Below are 16,255 nucleotides of genomic sequence, written 5' to 3' on the forward strand. Positions count from 1 at the left end.
CGCAGCACCTCATGTGTTGGGTGCAGCATAGAATGTAAACTTGGTGTTACAAGAGTTAAGAAAGGTTAACGGGCCAGCCAAAGGGGGGCCAGCCCCCGGCCTGCGGCCTCCCCCGAGGTATTTTTTACCAAGATGAAGGGATTAGCCGTCGATTTTGGTCAGGTCTGCCACGCTTGAGCAGATTGTGCGGATGCGGCTGAGCAGATTGAGCCTGTTGCGTCGCACTGTTGGGTTGTCTGCGTTGATTTGCACCGCTTCAAAGAACGCGTCGATGGGCTGGCGCAGGGTTGCCATGGCAGCCATTGCGATTTGGAAGTCTTGTTGTTCCATGGCCGGAGTGATTTTGGCCTCGGCCCCGTCGAGGGCTGCGAAAAGTGCGCGTTCTTCGTCGGTTTCGGCGAATTTCACGTCCGCGCCGTAGGAATATTCGACCCCGTCCGCCTCTTCTGCTTGGGAGAGGATGTTGTTGGCGCGTTTGAACCCCTGGATGAGGTTTTCACCATCGTCTGTTTTGAGCGTTTCCGACAGGGCGCGGGCCCGTTTGACGAGCAGGTTGATGTCGTCGTTGCCATCCATCGCAATGCAGGCGTCGATGATGTCGTGGCGGATGCCTTGGTCACGCAAGTAGGTTTTGAGGCGGTCGTGGATGAAGGCGAGGAGTTCTGGCGGGATCCTTTTTACATCAGGCTCTCCACCAACAGATTTTTCGAAAACAAACTCCTGAATTTGGGAACCTTCATTCTTCACCATGCTTTCAATGACTGAACCCATTGCCAATCCAGCTGTTGCTCCATCGATCACTTCTTCGTACTCTGGTAAAGATAGCACCCAAGCCTGAAATACCTTCTGTTCATCTGATTTTTCCTGACCTGCCTTTAAGAACCAAGTATTGAATATTGACGCTTTAACCGAATCCAGATGGACCGAAATTATTGGCAGCAGATTTGCCGAGACATCTTGTTCCACAGCAATCCGGATAATCCCTAAAGCTGCGCGGCGCAGCGCAAACGGGTCTTTTGACCCCGTTGGCTTCTCATCAATCGCCCAGAACCCAACTAGCTTATCGATTTTCTCAGCCAAAGATGTCGCCACAGACACAGGCGCTGTTGGCACATCATCTGACGGGCCTAATGGGGCGTAGTGTTCCTCTGAAGCTGCCGCAATCGCTGCATCTTCACCTGAAGCTTCGATGTAATAGCGCCCCATAAGCCCTTGAAGTTCGGGGAATTCATAGACCATTTCGGACCCAAGGTCAGCCTTCGCCAAACGCGCCGCTTTCTCAGCCATATCGGGATCGGCCCCGACAGAAGGCGCAATTTCGCGGGCCAGCGCGGCCATGCGATCCACAAGGTCCGCTTGCGTGCCAAGCTTGTTGTGGAAGGTCACGTTTTTCAGCGCGTCCAGCCAGTCGGTCATGCCCGCCTTGGCCACACGCAGATCGTTTTCCCAGAAGAATTTCGCATCCGCCAGACGCGCCGACAGCACCTTTTGGTTGCCCGCAAGGATGGTGGCCCCGGTGTCGGATGTTTCGCGGTTGGCGACGGTGATGAAACGCTCAATCCGGCCGGTTTTGGGGTTCTTCACGGAAAAGAACTTTTGATGCTCTTTCATCGAGAGTTTCAGCACCTCTGGCGGCAGGCCAAGGAAATCGTCATCAATGGTGCCCATCAGGACGACGGGCCATTCAACAAGCCCTGCGACCTCGGCCAAAAGGCCCGCGTCTTCAATGACTTCCAGCCCGTTTGCGAAGGCTTGGTTCGTGGCGTCGTGCCAGATGGTGTCGGCGCGCTCGGACGCGTCGAGTACCACATGGGCGCGTTTCAGCTTGGTTGTGTAGTCGTCAAAAGACGTGACCGAAAAACGGCCCGGGGCCATAAAACGGTGGCCTTCGGTGGTGTCGGAGGATGTGATGCCGTCGACGTCCATTGGGATGACCTGAGCGCCGTCCTCGGCAACGGTGATCGCCAGAATGGAGTGCAGCGGGCGCACCCATTTGAGCGACCCACTGCCCCAACGCATGGATTTCGGCCATGGGAAGTTGCGGATTGCATGTTCCAGAACTTCGGCCACGATGTCAGCCGCCGGGCGGCCCGGCTTGGTGATCTTGGCGAACAGGATATTGCCTTTGGGTGTTTCGCGTTCTTCCAGATCGTCGCGGGTCAGGCCAGCGCCGCGCAGGAACCCTTCGATGGCTTTTTCGGGCGCATCGGCTTTGGGGCCTTTGCGTTCTTCCACGGTCGTGGGGGACGCGTCCAGCATCCCCTCAACAGTCAAAGTCAGGCGGCGCGGTGTGGAAAAGGCAGCGGCAGAGGCGTAGGTCAACCCGGCCTCAACCATGCCGTTTGTCACGAGCTTTTTCAGGTCCTCAGCGGCGCGGGTTTGCATGCGCGCGGGGATTTCCTCGGAAAACAGTTCAATCAGAAGATCAGGCATTATTCGGTTTCCCTTCTGGGGCATTCTTCGCCGACGATGGTGCCGTCATAGGCCTTGTCGCCGCAGTCATTCAGGTCGTGCCAGACGTAGCCGCGCCCGTCTTCGGTGATTGCCACGATACGATCGACGCCGAATTCGACGTTTTTCCCACCAAGGAATGGAATGGCTGTACCAGCTTCGAGTTCGGCGGCGATGGTGGCGGCGTCAAAGCAGTCGAACCATTCAGGCGCGTTGCGCGGGGTTGCTGTTTCCAAGCCTACGTATGTTTCGGACAGCAATGAAAGGCTAAGGTCTGTGGTAAAACACGCGCGGTACCGCAGGGGCGAGCTGTCGGCGTCGATGGCTTGCAGATTGTCAAAGCTGATCGTCTCGGGCAGGTCGTCAACCACCGACACAAGCTGCACGTCACCGCCTACGACCTCGTCGTAGAACCCGTAGACTTGCAGGTAATACATGAAAATTCCCGCCCCAAAGGCACTGCCAACTAACAACACAGCTAAAAATTTCCCCATTATTCAGCGGCCTCGACAAACCCGCCGGCCCGCGTTTGCACAAAAGCGTCTGCGCAGGCTTTGGACAGTGTACGCACGCGTCCGATGTAGGCTTGGCGTTCAGTGACCGAGATCACGCCACGTGCGTCGAGCAGGTTGAAGATGTGCGACGCTTTGATCGCCTGGTCATAGGCGGGGTGCGCCATGACGATGCGTTTGCCGGTTTTCGGGTCGTCATGCGCTTGTGACAGAATGCTTTTGCATTCCGCTTCCGCCTCTTCAAAGTGGCGCAGAAGCACATCGGTGTTGGCCACATCAAAGTTCCAGCGCGCATATTCTTCTTCGGTTTGTTTGAAGATGTCGCCGTAAGACAGTGCGATTGGCGTTTGAGGGTCGTTGAATGGCATGTCCATGACGTGATCGACGCCAAGGATGTACATCGCCAAACGCTCTAACCCGTAGGTCAGCTCACCTGAGACCGGATGACAATCATGCCCCCCAACCTGTTGGAAATACGTGAATTGTGAGACTTCCATGCCATCACACCAGACTTCCCAACCAAGGCCCCAAGCCCCGAGTGTTGGGCTTTCCCAGTCGTCTTCAACAAAGCGGATGTCGTGCAGGTCCATGTCCACGCCAATGGCTTCAAGTGACCCCAGATACAGCTCTTGCAGATCGGGGGGGCTGGGTTTGATGAGCACTTGGTACTGGTAATAGTGCTGCAGACGGTTCGGGTTTTCGCCATATCGCCCGTCTGTGGGGCGGCGCGACGGCTGAACATAAGCGGCAGCCCAGGGGTTCGTGCCCAAAGACCGCAGCGTTGTGGCAGGATGGAACGTCCCTGCCCCGACTTCCATGTCGTAGGGCTGCAAAATCGCACAGCCTTTTGAAGCCCAATAAGACTGAAGCCGCAGAATGATTTCCTGAAACGAACGCGGTGCGATTGTGCTCATGTCTGCATGTCCCGATTGACGTTTGGCAAATGCCGTGAATTGCGGCCTTTCCTATGGTGTGTGGCCAAAAGGGTCAATTGCGCGTGTGGCTTTCTTTTACCGGTATTCCCCCATGGTGTTTATGGCAATTTCCTGCTTATTTGCGCGCAACAGGTACAGGGACATAGGGTTAAGGCGAAATGATGCACAGGGTTGCTGCTGCGGTAATGGTTTTGTTTGCATGGGTGGTGCCGATGGCGGCCCAAACCGCAAATGATGTGGTTTGGGTCCAAGTGGAAGCGCAGCCAAGTTTACGTCAAGCCACGGAAAGTGCGCGGTCTTATGCCGCAAATCTGGAAGATGTGAACGGATTTGCCCTGCCCGGCGGCTGGTACGGCATCGCCCTTGGCCCATACACACGCCGCGACGCGGAAATCGTCTTGCGCACGTATCGTCGTGATCGATTGATCCCGCGTGACGCCTATATCGCGTTTTCCAGCGGCTTTCGGCAGCAATTCTGGCCCGTGGGCGCCAATGTTTTGGCAAATGGCGCGATTGCGGCCCCCGAAAACACCCAAACAACCGCATCCAACGAAGTCGATCCTGAACCCGTTGTTGTCGCAGAACCCGAACCCGCGGATGAAACGCCAAATCAGGCACGTCGCAGCGAACAATTGCTAACAGCAGATGAGCGTAAAGAGCTTCAGGTGGCGTTGAAATGGGCTGGTGTCTATGATGGCGCGATTGACGGTGCATACGGTCGCGGCACCCGCAATTCCATGGCAGGGTGGCAAGCGGCTCAGGGCCTGGAGATCACAGGCATCCTGACAACCATGCAACGCGCGGAATTGTTGCGACAGTATAACGCTGTTCTGGAAGGTCTTGGCCTGCAGATGGTTCAAGACACGCAAGCTGGTATCGAAATGCTGATGCCCACAGCCGTTGTGGCCTTCGACAAATACGAATCCCCCTTTGCCCACTACACGTCCACCGGTGATATCGCCGCCCAAGTGTACCTGATAAGCCAGGCGGGTGATCAATCCACGCTGTTTGGTTTGTATGACATCATGCAGACCCTCGAGATTGTACCACTGGACGGACCGCGTGAGCGTCGCAAAAACAGCTTTGTGCTGGTTGGTGAAAATGATCAGATCGTGTCCGAGACACGGGTGTCTCTGCAGAACGGCGAAGTCAAAGGATTTACCTTGATTTGGCCTGCCGGGGATGAGGCCCGTCGCACGCGATTGTTGGCCCAAATGGACAAAAGCTTTGCCCGACTGAACGGTGCGTTGGACCCGACAGCGGGATCAGCCGATGAACAAGCCGTGGATCTGGTCGCAGGCCTTGAGGTGCGCAAGCCCAAGCTGTCGCGGTCCGGTTTTTATGTCGATGCACGCGGCGCTGTGGTGACAAGTTCAGACGCAGTGGCATCATGCACCCGCATCACCTTGGATCAGGAATACGAAGCCGAAGTTCTGGTGTCCGACACAGATCGAGGCATCGCCCTGCTCTCACCCAAAGACGCGCTGGCCCCTTTGACAGTTGCCGCATTCAGCGCAAACACCCCGAGGCTTCAAAGCGAAGTTGCAGTTGCTGGATACAGCTATGAGGGTGTTCTGGGTGCAGCTTCGATCACATTTGGAACACTGGCGGACGTACGTGGTCTGCGTGGTGAAGCCGGATTGAACCGTTTGGCCTTGTCCGCATTGCCCGGCGATGTGGGCGGCCCTGTTCTGGATGCGTCCGGCGCTGTTCTGGGTATGCTGCTGCCTGCGCCCGAAACAGGGCAGCAACTGCCTGCGAATGTCAGCTTTTCGCTGGACCGCACCGTCATTCAGGATCTATTGTCTCAGGCTGGCCGATCCGCGGATCGCGCGACCGGCGCTGCCGCCTTGCCCCCCGAGGACATCGCAGCATCTGCTGTGAATATGACCGTTCTAGTCAGCTGCTGGAACTGATATTTGTTGGTGCACCAAGGTGCACCTTACCGCCCAAGTTTTTAGGTTGCGCGTGGTGTCACAGTTGAACCGGGGCATTGCCCCGGACCCCAAAGTATTTTCGCGAAAGGAAGCTGGTTCAGCCGGTGATTTCCGGTGTCACGTAAATCAGCGTTGGTCCGTCTGCCTGAAATGCTTTGACCACTTCGTCTTGCATCTGTGAAAGCGACGTTGGAGCAGATGAATATGCGCCGAACGCTTCCGCCAATTTGCAAAAGTCGGGATTTTTAGCAACAACCGCGTTGGGGGCGATCTGGGCACGCACCATGCTGTCTTCGATTTCTTTGAGTTTGCCGTTGTCCCAAAGGATGATTGGCAATGGTAATTTTAGTTCGACTGCAACCCCGAGTTCGGCCATCGTATAGTGGAAGCCATAGTCCCCAATGATCGCCATTGTGGGTTTGTCGGGTCGCGCGACGGCCCCGCCGATTGCGGCAGGGGTGGCGTAGCCAAGGGTGCCGAAGCCTGTGGGGTGGTGCCAGTGGTTGGGGCGGTCCATGTCCCAGATTTCCTTGGCTGCATAGGCGAATTGCGTCATGTCGGAGTAGATCATTGTGTCGTCTTGCAAACAGGCTTTGAGGGCGTCGGCCACAGCCGGGATACCGGGGCGTTCGGCTTCGATCTCGGTGCGCCAGCGTTTACGGGTGGCAGTGATTTCCGCAGGGGTCCACTCTGTTTGCGAGGTGTGATCTGTTAGAGCATCATAGACTGCTTCCATCAGCTCATAGGCGTCTGCCACGATTTGCATATCACCCTCTTGACGCTCACCGTGCATCTGTGAGGCATCAATATCGACTCGGATCATTGGACAATTGTGCCCCAACTCATCCCGCCACAAGTCAACGGGGGCCAATTCCGAACCAACCACCAAAAGCAGATCGGCTTGAGCCAAAACATCTACTGAATCGGGGCGGCCAAGCGTGGATCCCAAATACAGCGGATGATGACCGTCGATAATGCCACGTCCCGCATATGTACAAAACACGGCCGCACCCGATCGTGTCGCAATTTTACCGTACATGCTGCAGCCGGTCGTGGCCCCTCCACCTAAAATCATGATCGGGCGCTTCGCTGTTTTTAAAGCATCGGCGATTTTATTGACGGCATAAACATCTCGGCCGTCCTTTCCCAGGAATTCGCTGGCCACTCGCTTTGGCGGCATGGGCGCACGCGCCTCCAGTTGCGCAATTGGCACCTGAATGTGTTTTGTACGGGGGCGATTTGTTTCAAACTCCGTCAACGCGCGGTCAATTAGTGTGTAAGCTGCGTCCGCTGAACGCGCCTCTTCTGACCAATTACAGACCGTTGCCGCAGCGCCGCGTTGGTCTTTCATCTGGTGCAACTGCCCTTTGGTGGCCGCTGTTTCGTCCAGACAGGATGAGATCACCAGCATTGGCACGGAGTCGCTATACGCCTGCCCCATGGGCGTCATGATGTTGCACAGCCCCGGCCCCGTGATCACGTAAGCCACCCCCGGCTTGCCTGTGGCCCGTGCATAGCCATCGGCCATAAACCCCGCACCTTGTTCGTGACGCGCCAGAACATGGGTGATCCCTGCCTCTTCGATGCCACGGTACATTTCCTGATTGTGCACGCCCGGAATCCCGAAGATCACATCGACACCGCGGTCTTTCAACATATGCGAGATTTGAGCGCCCAAAGGCTTTTGTTCGGTGTTGGGCATTTAAGCTCTCCAGAATTGAATGGTGAGGATGGCATAGACCGCCAGAAGTTCGAGGCGCCCCAGCAGCATGGCTGTGGCCAGCAGCCATTTGGCTGTGTCATTCAGGTTGGCAAAATTGCCAGCAGGACCAATCTCAGCGCCCAGCCCAGGACCAATGTTGGCAAGGGCTGCCGCAGCACCTGAAACGGATGTGGTGAAGTCGAGCCCCGTCATGCCCAAAGCCACCGCAAGCACCCCCAAAGTCACTGTGAAGAACATAAAGAACGACATCACCGAACTTAGGACGTCATCCCCCACAGTCCGCCCTGCGTAACGGGGGGTGAAGATGCCATGGGGCGAGCGGGTCTTTTGCAATTGAGCACGGATCGACGCAAACAACAGTTGGTAGCGGAACACTTTGATCGAACATGCCGTGGACCCCGCACAGCCGCCGATAAGCCCTGTGAAGAATAGAACCGCCACGGCAAAACTGCCCCATTGCATGTAGTCCGCGCTGGCGTACCCGGTGCCTGTCAACAACGATACAGTGTTAAACAAGGCCTTGCGCAGCGTCAGTTCAGTGCCGGCGTCAGACTGCCATAAGGTCCAACCGGCAATCAGAAACACAATCACCACAGCGGTGCCAAAAAACGCATGGATTTGGGTGTCTTGCAGCAACGGCCGCGCCGTACCTGCGGTCAGCTGCACAAAACGCACGAAAGGCAAAGCAGCCAGCAGCATAAAGACAGTCGCGACATATTCTGCCGAAGGATCAAATGCCCCGAAAGACGCGTCGTAGTTCGCAAAACCGCCTGTGGCGATTGTGGTCATGGCATGCACCGTTGCATCAAAGGCATTCATGCCCGCGGCGATGTAGGACAAGGCACAGGTCAAAGTCAGCCCAAGGTAAATGACGGAAATGCGTGATGCGATTTCGGTCGCCCGCGGCAGGATTTTCCCGAACGTGTCAAAACCTTCGGAGCGGAAGATTTGCATTCCGCCGACGCGCAATTCGGGCAAAAATACCATGGCGACGACGATAATGCCGACGCCGCCCAACCATTGCAAAATACCGCGCCACAACAACAGGCCTTTTGGCAACGTGTCCAAATTGGAAAAGACGGTCGATCCGGTTGTCGTCAGGCCTGACATCGCCTCAAAGAACGCATCGGTGAAATTGGCACCCGTTGCGCCCAGAACAAATGGCAACGCCCCGAAGACAGGCAGTGCCAGCCAAACGCCTGTGGTCAGCAAGAACGTCTGCTGGATGGTCAGGCCTTCTTTTACGCCGTTCGAACAGCTCAGTGCGATAAGCCCGCCTGCGATGATCGTGATGACGGCGCTTTGGGCGAAGGTGGTCCAATACCCATCCCCTTCGGCAATAGCCACCAGAAAAGGCAGTAGCATCGCTACGCCCAAAACAGTGACCAATAGGCCAATCACATATCCGACAGGACGCAGATCCAACATAAGGCCAAGCGTTGGCGCGACAGAGCGGTTATGTCAAGCAGATGCAAGCCATAGCGGGCGCACTGCCCTGTACCAAGCCGCGTCGCGCGTCGTTACGAATACATCAGATCGCGGAACACATATGCCGGAATGTCATCCCGTCTCAGGTGCATTTCAGCCAGCTCTGCATCGGATTTTGAGTTCAAAATTTCGATTTTCTGTGCGCGCGCTTCCGCAGAAATCCGCAGCATCCGCGCATCAATCAAAGCATTAAAGATGCTTGTGAAAAAAGAACCGATTGCATGGATTGCAGAGGGGCGGTGCATATCTGAAAGGGCCATTTTCGGGTCTCCTGAAGGGGGGTGTTTGAAGTTCCTCAAACTTATGCTGCAACGCAGAAAGTCACCACCTACAGTTTTGCATAGCCGAACCGCTTCTGACGCATGTCCGTACCAAGGGGCTCAAAAACCGCAAAACGCCCGCCACTGCAGGCGCAGGGCGGGCGTTTTGACACAAACCAATCGCTTTTCAGCCAGTGTGAAACAGGGTCTCGAACAGGCGCGGGTCGAAACTGTCTTGCGCAAATGTTTGGCCCTCGGTCAGTACGGACACGGCATCATGGCTGTGCAAGCTTTCCTGATGGCTGGCAATGACACGGAAATCGCCGATGCGGACGTCCGCCAAAAGCTGTTCACTGAACAAACGTGCGGCGTCTTCCACAAAGATCGGATTGGCCGCGTTCAATTCCGCAAAGGCCTGTTCGTCTTCGCGTTTCACCATCACTTGTGTTTCGGTTGGCACAGCGCGGCGGCAAGCCTCGATCAGGTCCTCGAACCAAAGGGGGCCTGCGTCATTGTCCAACACCACCGACACACGCGCCACAGAGCGTTGCGAGTGTGGCGTCGCCAATTGCCCACGTGTCGCGCGGGCGTGTTCGGACAATTCAAGCGAACAGGGGCATGTGGACGAATAGACATAGTCCAGATGCACCATTTTCTGGCGCAGGCCGTCTTTTTCAACCAGCTCCAACGCGATGTCGTAGTATTGGTACCCCGACAGCCCCGAGCGCAGGCTTTGCACCTTCATGGGAAAGCTAAACCGCATTTGAATGCGCGCATCAAAACTTTCCAGATCGGCAATGTAGTCGTTCAGTGCCGCATCGATCACATCAAAGCTGAATGCCTTTTCTGCGTGTTTGTAGAAGGACCGCATGATGCGGGACATGTTGATGCCCTTTTTATCCGCTTCAAGGCTGACAGACCCCGTCACAGAGGTCTCAAGCATCAGCTCGCCCGCATCGCGGGTTTTAAAGCGCAACGGCAAGCGGAAATTTGAGATACCCACATGCTGGATTTGCTGCTTTGCGCCTTTGATCAGGCTGGACGGACCATTTTGCAAGTCAGGCAGTGTCGATTTGTAGGCGTCGTCCACTACAAATCCGTCGGGAAATTTTCGCGACAGCGCGGGATAGTCGACAGACGTCTTTCCCGGGACCAACTTGGCCACTGACGGGTCAAGTTCCAAAATCTCTGTCGTCGTTGCGGTTTCAGCCCAGCGGCGCAGCACATCAAGTGCGGCTTCGGCTTCGTCGCGTTCGGGTATTGCTGTGATATCGGGCGAATGAATATTCATTAAGTGGCCCCCCTGTTTGATCGTTTCGACACCTTACATAGTGTGTGTGTGATCTAATTGCCAATTACGACTAGAAGTACGGGCAAAACCGACGCTTGGATCACGCAAGGCGCAGGTTTTGCTTCATTTCTTTTCCATTCGGCAGTCGCAGTCTTATAACCGTGCCGCATTCACCGCCTGTTGCAGGTCTGCAATCAGATCATCCGTGTCTTCGATCCCTACCGAAATACGCACCAAACCGTCAGTGATGCCCAACGTGTCTTTTTGCGTGTCACTTAGGCGTTGATGAGTCGTTGTTGATGGATGCGTCATGATGGTTTTGGCATCGCCCAGATTGTTTGAGATAATGCCAATCTTGACGGCATTTAGAAACCTGAACGCCGCCTCGCGCCCGCCTGCCAGATCAAGAGCCAACATCGTGCCGCCCTTGCCCATTTGGTGCGCAACCAGATCGTGTTGCGGATGATCCTTCAGGCCAGGGTAAACAACGCGTTTCAACCCGCTTTGCCCCTGCAGTGCCTCTGCAATTGCCTGTGCGCTTGTGGTTTGGGCACGCACACGCAGGTCCATGGTTTCCAAGCCCTTCAGGTGCGTCCAAGCCGTAAACGGAGACATAGAGCCCCCTGTGTGCTTCATGTACGGTTCAAGCGTTTTTCGAATAAACTGCTTCGACCCCAGCACGATACCGCCCAGCGCACGGCCCTGCCCGTCTACGTGTTTGGTTGTGGAATACACAACGATATCAGCGCCTTGCGCGAATGCCTTGGAATAGACCGGCGTTGCAAAGACGTTATCAATCACCACCAGCGCACCCACGGCATGGGCAATTTCGGAAACGGCGGTGATGTCGATCACTTCGAGCGTCGGGTTCGACATGCTTTCAAAGAACACGGCTTTGGTGTCGGACCGAACTGCATCGCGCCATTGATCCAGATCGGTCCCATCTACAAATGTCACCTCGACGCCATAGCGTGTTAGAATGTCCTCCAACACATACAGACACGACCCGAAAAGCGCACGTGATGACACCACATGGTCACCAGCCTTCAGCATGGACATGAGCGCACCAGACACAGCCGCCATCCCAGAGGCCGTGGCGAAGGCATCCTCTGCCCCTTCCAAAGCGGCCATCCGATCTTCGAACATTTTGACTGTTGGGTTGCCGTAACGCGCATAGATGAATTCATCCGGTCCGCATTCTTCAAAACGGGCGGCTGCGTCTTCGGCGCTGGCGTACACAAAGCCTTGTGTCAGAAAAATCGCCTCAGAAACTTCGCCGTATTGGCTGCGTCGTGTGCCGGAATGCACCGCTTTGGTGCGTGGATTCCAAGTGTCGGTCATATCTTCTCTCCACGGGTTGCAAAAAGGGCCAACCACGAAAAAAACCCCCGAACGCAAAGTCAAGCGAAGGGGGGCTTCATCCTGACCTTTTAGCAGTTTTTGCGTGGTCTTTGGGGTCGCCCCCAAGCCGCACGTGGCCCGCAATCCGGTAACAAATCGCCACGAACATCACCTACGCCGTTGCGTGAAGCCCGTCAACACCGTGACGCACCCGTAACCGGAGTTTCACGCCCAAGCCTTAGGCCTTCATCGCAGTGGCACCCCGTTTTGGTGCCCCCAAAGGAAAGCACCAGATGCCATTGCTGCGTATAAATGCCACATCCGAAGGCCCGCAATTGCATGGCAGCCCTGTTCCGGCCCGCCGGGTCATCCAGACTGCGGCGCGGTCCAAGGGTCCGGTGATTATTATGGTCCACGGCTTCAAATACGATCCTGAAACCCCGCGTTTTTGCCCGCATATCTCAATTTTTGATGCGCCTTCGGGGCGGAAACGCGACAGTTGGCCCGCAGCGCTGGGGTTTGCGGGTCGTGACCCGAACGAAGGTCTTGCCATCGCTTTTGCATGGCGTGCGCGTGGCACCTTGTGGCACGCATTGCGCACAGCGGCGCAGGCAGGGCAAAATCTGGCGCAAGTGATCGCAATCGTGAAACGCACAGCACCGGCGCGAGCTGTGCATGTCATCTGCCATTCTATGGGGTCAGAGGTGTTGTTTGAGGCATTGCACCATCTTCCCGCGCACAGCATTCAACGCGCTATAATCCTGACCGCCGCCAGTTATCAAAGCCGTGCATCAGCGGCCCTACACACAGATGCGGGGCAGACATTGGAGTTGTTCAACATCACAAGCCGCGAAAATGATCTGTTCGACGCGGGCTTTGAAACTCTGATCAAAGCCGCAACCCCAAGTGACCGAGCCGTCGGGGCTGGCCTCTGTGCACCCAACGCGGTCACCATCGAAATTGATTGCGATCTTACCCTGCAACGGCTGCGACTGACGGGTGCTGACATAGCACCTGCAGCGCGACGGATCAGCCATTGGTCCGCCTATATGCGCCCAGGCCTCATGCCGTTTTACAATTCCCTTCTGCGGCGCCCCAGCGAAACGCCTTTGGCCGCATTGCGACACGCCTTGCCCCTTGTCGGCTCGCAGCGTTTCGCACGGCTTTTGCCCTTCATGCACAAACCCCAAGCAGGGCTACCTGCCCCGCTTTAGGTACGCCCAGCCAGAGAACAATTTGCAAACGAGACGGATTGCGGCAGAGCTTGGCGAAATTTCGCCATTCAAGGTCTGCTTTGCTGGAGCTGCATTTAACATTTACCGCGTTTTTCTGTGTCATCCATTTCTATGGACGCCGCACTTCTGGTGCAGATTGCGATGTTCACCCGCGATCTTACCGCCAAGGTCGCGTTCGCCGTCGCCCCGCGCAGCGACCGCTTTTCGGACAGCTGACCCGTTGCGTCAGGCCTCTTCTTCGGGCTCGGAGCTGTAGGTTTGAAACAAGCGCCCTTGCGTCATGAAGAACGCAAAAAGTGCAGCACTTAGGCCAAAGGTTTTGAAATAAACCCATGTTTCGGTGCTCATGGAGCGCCACACAATTTCATTGGCCACAGCAAGTGCCAGAAAGAACAGTGCCACGCGTTTGGTCAAAATCATCCAGCCTTCGTCCTTCAGCGGCATCATTTCTTCCATCACGTACTTCAGATAGGATTGGCCCCGCAGCAGTCCAAACCCCAAAACGCCGCCAAAAAGCACATAAATCATCGTTGGTTTCATTTTAAAAAAGCGGTCATCGTTCAACCACACAGACAGGCCACCAAAGACAACAACCAAAACCAGCGTGGCCACCTGCATCTTGGACAGTTTGCCAGTCAACCACCAAAGCGCACCGGTGCTTGCAATCAAAAGTGGGATAAAGGCTGCTGTAACAACGATAAATCCATCATAGTCCGTGCCCCCTATGGTAAAAACATCATTCTTCATGCGCAGGTACGCGATGAAAAACAAAATGACCGGGCCAAGTTCCAGCGCCGTTTTCAAAAACGGATTGATGTCTTTTCTGTCCGAGGGTTTGTTCGAAGTATCGCCTGTCACGTTTGTCATCCTATCCGGGCGGCCTAGCCGCCCATTTCCACAATCACTGCGCCAAGCGCTATCAACGCCATCAAAGCGATGCGCCGCGGGCCCACTGTTTCTTTCAACACCAACCAACCGATCAAAGCTGCAAACACCGTTGAGGTTTCGCGCAACACTGCCGCCTCGCCCACCTTATCAAGCCGCGTGGCCATCATAATAGCGCCAAAGCTTAGGAAAGCGACAATACCCCCGATGACACCCCGCACCATCAAAGGTCCCAACGCAGGCCGGTTTTCCATTTTTAGCCACCGCCGCAATGCAACCGGCGGCATCGCTGTACCATCGATCATGAAAAACCACGCAAGAAACGTAAACGGGTTCGCCGTGGCCCGTATCCCATATGCGTCATATGTGGTGTAAAGTGCCACGAACAACCCCGTCAGCACAGCAAGTGCCAATGCCACATTCAGCGTGTCGCGTTCAGCTTCCAAATAAAGCAGGTTGTAAATCGCCAGCCCAAAAATCCCCGACAGCAACACCGCTACGCCGAACCATTGCACCCCCGAAAACGTCTCGTCGAAGATCAGGTAGGCGCCGATCACCGCAAAGAGCGGCCCTGTGCCGCGTACCACAGGGTAAACGACAGTGTAGGCGCCCCGTGTGTATGCCATGGCCTGAAGAACCTTGTAGATGACATGGATGACCCAGACAGCCGCAAAGATCGGCCACATGTGGGGTTCAGGCCACGGCACGACAAACAGCGCAAACGGCGCGGCCATCAGCCCATAGCTTGCATCAATCGCGCCGCGCGTCAGCCAAGGGTCGTGCCGTCCTTTTTGCAGCGCACCAAAGACCGCATGTAAAAAAGCCGCCATAATCGCCAACATCAGAGCCACCTGATGCCCCGTGGCCGTGCCTTCGATCGAGATCAACCAGTCGGTCACCGCAAGATCGTCCAACAAGGTGGTGATGTCCTTGGCATTGCAGGGGGCCGTCTGCCCCCATCAGCGCTGCGCACCTCCCCCCCGAGGATTTTTTTCGAAAAAAGACGCGGCATCATTCTGCCCCGCTTAATGCCTTTGCGAAATCATCAGGATCAAAAGCTGCAAGATCATCGATTTGTTCCCCGACCCCGATCGCGTGTATGGGCAGACCAAATTTGTCTGCAAGCGCCACCAGCACACCGCCTTTTGCGGTGCCATCCAGTTTTGTCATAACAAGCCCCGAGACATCAGACACCTCTTGGAAGATTTTGACCTGATTGACGGCGTTTTGACCCGTTGTCGCGTCCAGCACCAAAAGTGTGTTGTGCGGTGCTGTCTCATCTTTCTTGCGGATCACCCGCACGATCTTTGCAAGTTCCTCCATCAAATCGGATCGATTCTGCAAACGTCCGGCGGTGTCGATCATCAACAGGTCAGCGCCGTCTTCTTCGGCCTTCGTCATCGCATCAAAGGCCAAACTTGCGGGATCGCTGCCTTCGGGGGCTGTGAGCACCGGCACACCGGCCCGTTCCCCCCAAACCTGCAATTGTTCAACGGCCGCCGCGCGGAACGTATCACCCGCTGCGATCACCACCTTTTTGCCTGCGGCTTGAAACTGGCTGGCCAATTTACCAATCGTCGTGGTTTTGCCCGACCCATTCACCCCGACCACCAAAACCACCTGTGGCGTTTTCGGGTAGATCGGCAACGGGCGTGCCACGGGTTCCATGATGCGCGCAATTTCCTGAGCAAGCAGCGTTTTGATTTCATCGACTGACAGCTTTTTGCCCATGCGCCCTTCGGCCATATTGGCCGTCACACGCAGCGCTGTATCCACACCCATATCCGCCGCAATCAACAGCTCTTCGAGCTGTTCAAGCATGTCGTCATCCAAGGTGCGGCGCACAACTGTCTTGGAGTCCTTACGCCCGAAGAGTCGTCCCACAAGGCCCGGTTTCGAAGGCTGTTCAGATGCGCTGGCAGGGGCTGCAACGGCCACATTCGGTTCAGGATCGCGTGCAGTCTGCACAACAGGCTCAGGCTCAGGCTCAGGCTCAGGCTCAGGCTCAGGCTCAGGCTCAGGCTCAGGCTCAGGACTAATTTCTACAGGTTCGTTTGCAAGGGCCTGCTGTTCAATTTGCACGGCTTCTACCTGCTCTTCATCCCCACCATCTTCGACGATCGCCTCCAGACCTTCATCGATTTTCGATGAGGATTTGAACAAACGGTCCTTGAGTTTCTTGAAAAAAGCCATGATG

The 16,255-nt window shown here is 55.8% G+C and carries 13 protein-coding genes; 2 read left to right on the forward strand and 11 right to left on the reverse strand.

Features of this window, described 5'->3' with window-relative positions; all coding sequences use genetic code 11:
- Positions 1–141 precede the first annotated feature (141 nt).
- Genes glyS through ASD8599_RS12845 form a run of 3 tightly spaced genes read right to left on the reverse strand, consistent with a single transcriptional unit; the run spans position 142 to position 3,877 of the window.
- Positions 142–2,433 carry a glycine--tRNA ligase subunit beta gene (gene glyS / locus ASD8599_RS12835; protein WP_108828901.1) on the reverse strand — a complete coding sequence of 764 codons (2,292 nt, stop codon included), beginning with the start codon at positions 2,431–2,433 and terminating at the stop codon, positions 142–144.
- Entirely contained in the window at positions 2,433–2,948 is a 516-nt protein-coding gene (locus ASD8599_RS12840; RefSeq protein ID WP_108828902.1) for a DUF6446 family protein, read from the reverse strand. The genes glyS and ASD8599_RS12840 overlap by 1 nt, the downstream gene beginning before the upstream one ends.
- Positions 2,945–3,877: a glycine--tRNA ligase subunit alpha gene (locus tag ASD8599_RS12845; protein ID WP_108828903.1), complete on the reverse strand. Its 933-nt coding sequence runs from the start codon at positions 3,875–3,877 to the stop codon at positions 2,945–2,947. Before ASD8599_RS12845 ends, ASD8599_RS12840 begins: the two co-directional genes overlap by 4 nt.
- Before the next feature lie 179 nt (positions 3,878–4,056).
- Here ASD8599_RS12845 and ASD8599_RS12850 point away from each other — a divergent pair, with 179 nt between their 5' ends.
- Positions 4,057–5,814, forward strand: a complete 1,758-nt coding sequence (locus ASD8599_RS12850; protein ID WP_245926033.1) for a serine protease — start codon at positions 4,057–4,059, stop codon at positions 5,812–5,814.
- 118 nt (positions 5,815–5,932) lie between these two features.
- On the opposite strand, the gene ASD8599_RS12855 is transcribed toward ASD8599_RS12850, so the two are convergent.
- The 5 genes from ASD8599_RS12855 to metZ all read right to left on the reverse strand — a co-directional run bounded on the left by ASD8599_RS12855 (position 5,933) and on the right by metZ (position 11,938).
- A complete protein-coding gene (locus ASD8599_RS12855; RefSeq protein ID WP_108828904.1) occupies positions 5,933–7,537 on the reverse strand; it encodes a 5-guanidino-2-oxopentanoate decarboxylase in 1,605 nt (534 codons plus the stop codon).
- A complete protein-coding gene (locus tag ASD8599_RS12860) occupies positions 7,538–8,986 on the reverse strand; it encodes a TrkH family potassium uptake protein (protein ID WP_108828905.1) in 1,449 nt (482 codons plus the stop codon).
- A 92-nt stretch (positions 8,987–9,078) separates the two neighbouring features.
- On the reverse strand, positions 9,079–9,306 hold the full coding sequence (locus ASD8599_RS12865; RefSeq protein WP_108828906.1) for a hypothetical protein: 228 nt from the start codon (positions 9,304–9,306) through the stop codon (positions 9,079–9,081).
- A gap of 187 nt (positions 9,307–9,493) precedes the next feature.
- Positions 9,494–10,597, reverse strand: coding sequence for a GTP cyclohydrolase FolE2 (folE2, locus tag ASD8599_RS12870; protein WP_108828907.1), 1,104 nt, complete (start codon positions 10,595–10,597; stop codon positions 9,494–9,496).
- A gap of 153 nt (positions 10,598–10,750) precedes the next feature.
- The gene (gene metZ, locus ASD8599_RS12875) at positions 10,751–11,938 is read right to left on the reverse strand and encodes an O-succinylhomoserine sulfhydrylase (protein ID WP_108830171.1); all 1,188 of its coding nucleotides are present in this window, start codon (positions 11,936–11,938) and stop codon (positions 10,751–10,753) included.
- Positions 11,939–12,231: 293 nt separating this feature from the next.
- Here metZ and ASD8599_RS12880 point away from each other — a divergent pair, with 293 nt between their 5' ends.
- Positions 12,232–13,152, forward strand: coding sequence for an alpha/beta hydrolase (locus ASD8599_RS12880; RefSeq protein ID WP_108828908.1), 921 nt, complete (start codon positions 12,232–12,234; stop codon positions 13,150–13,152).
- 246 nt (positions 13,153–13,398) lie between these two features.
- Here ASD8599_RS12880 and ASD8599_RS12885 read toward each other — a convergent pair whose 3' ends face one another.
- The 3 genes from ASD8599_RS12885 to ftsY all read right to left on the reverse strand — a co-directional run bounded on the left by ASD8599_RS12885 (position 13,399) and on the right by ftsY (position 16,251).
- A complete protein-coding gene (locus ASD8599_RS12885) occupies positions 13,399–14,040 on the reverse strand; it encodes an inner membrane-spanning protein YciB (RefSeq protein WP_108828909.1) in 642 nt (213 codons plus the stop codon).
- A 14-nt stretch (positions 14,041–14,054) separates the two neighbouring features.
- Entirely contained in the window at positions 14,055–14,957 is a 903-nt protein-coding gene (locus ASD8599_RS12890; RefSeq protein WP_108830172.1) for an EamA family transporter, read from the reverse strand.
- 112 nt (positions 14,958–15,069) lie between these two features.
- Entirely contained in the window at positions 15,070–16,251 is a 1,182-nt protein-coding gene (ftsY, locus tag ASD8599_RS12895; protein WP_108828910.1) for a signal recognition particle-docking protein FtsY, read from the reverse strand.
- Positions 16,252–16,255: the final 4 nt, after the last annotated feature.

The sequence above is a fragment of the Ascidiaceihabitans donghaensis genome (assembly GCF_900302465.1).
In the GTDB taxonomy this organism is placed as follows: Bacteria; Pseudomonadota; Alphaproteobacteria; order Rhodobacterales; family Rhodobacteraceae; genus Ascidiaceihabitans; species Ascidiaceihabitans donghaensis.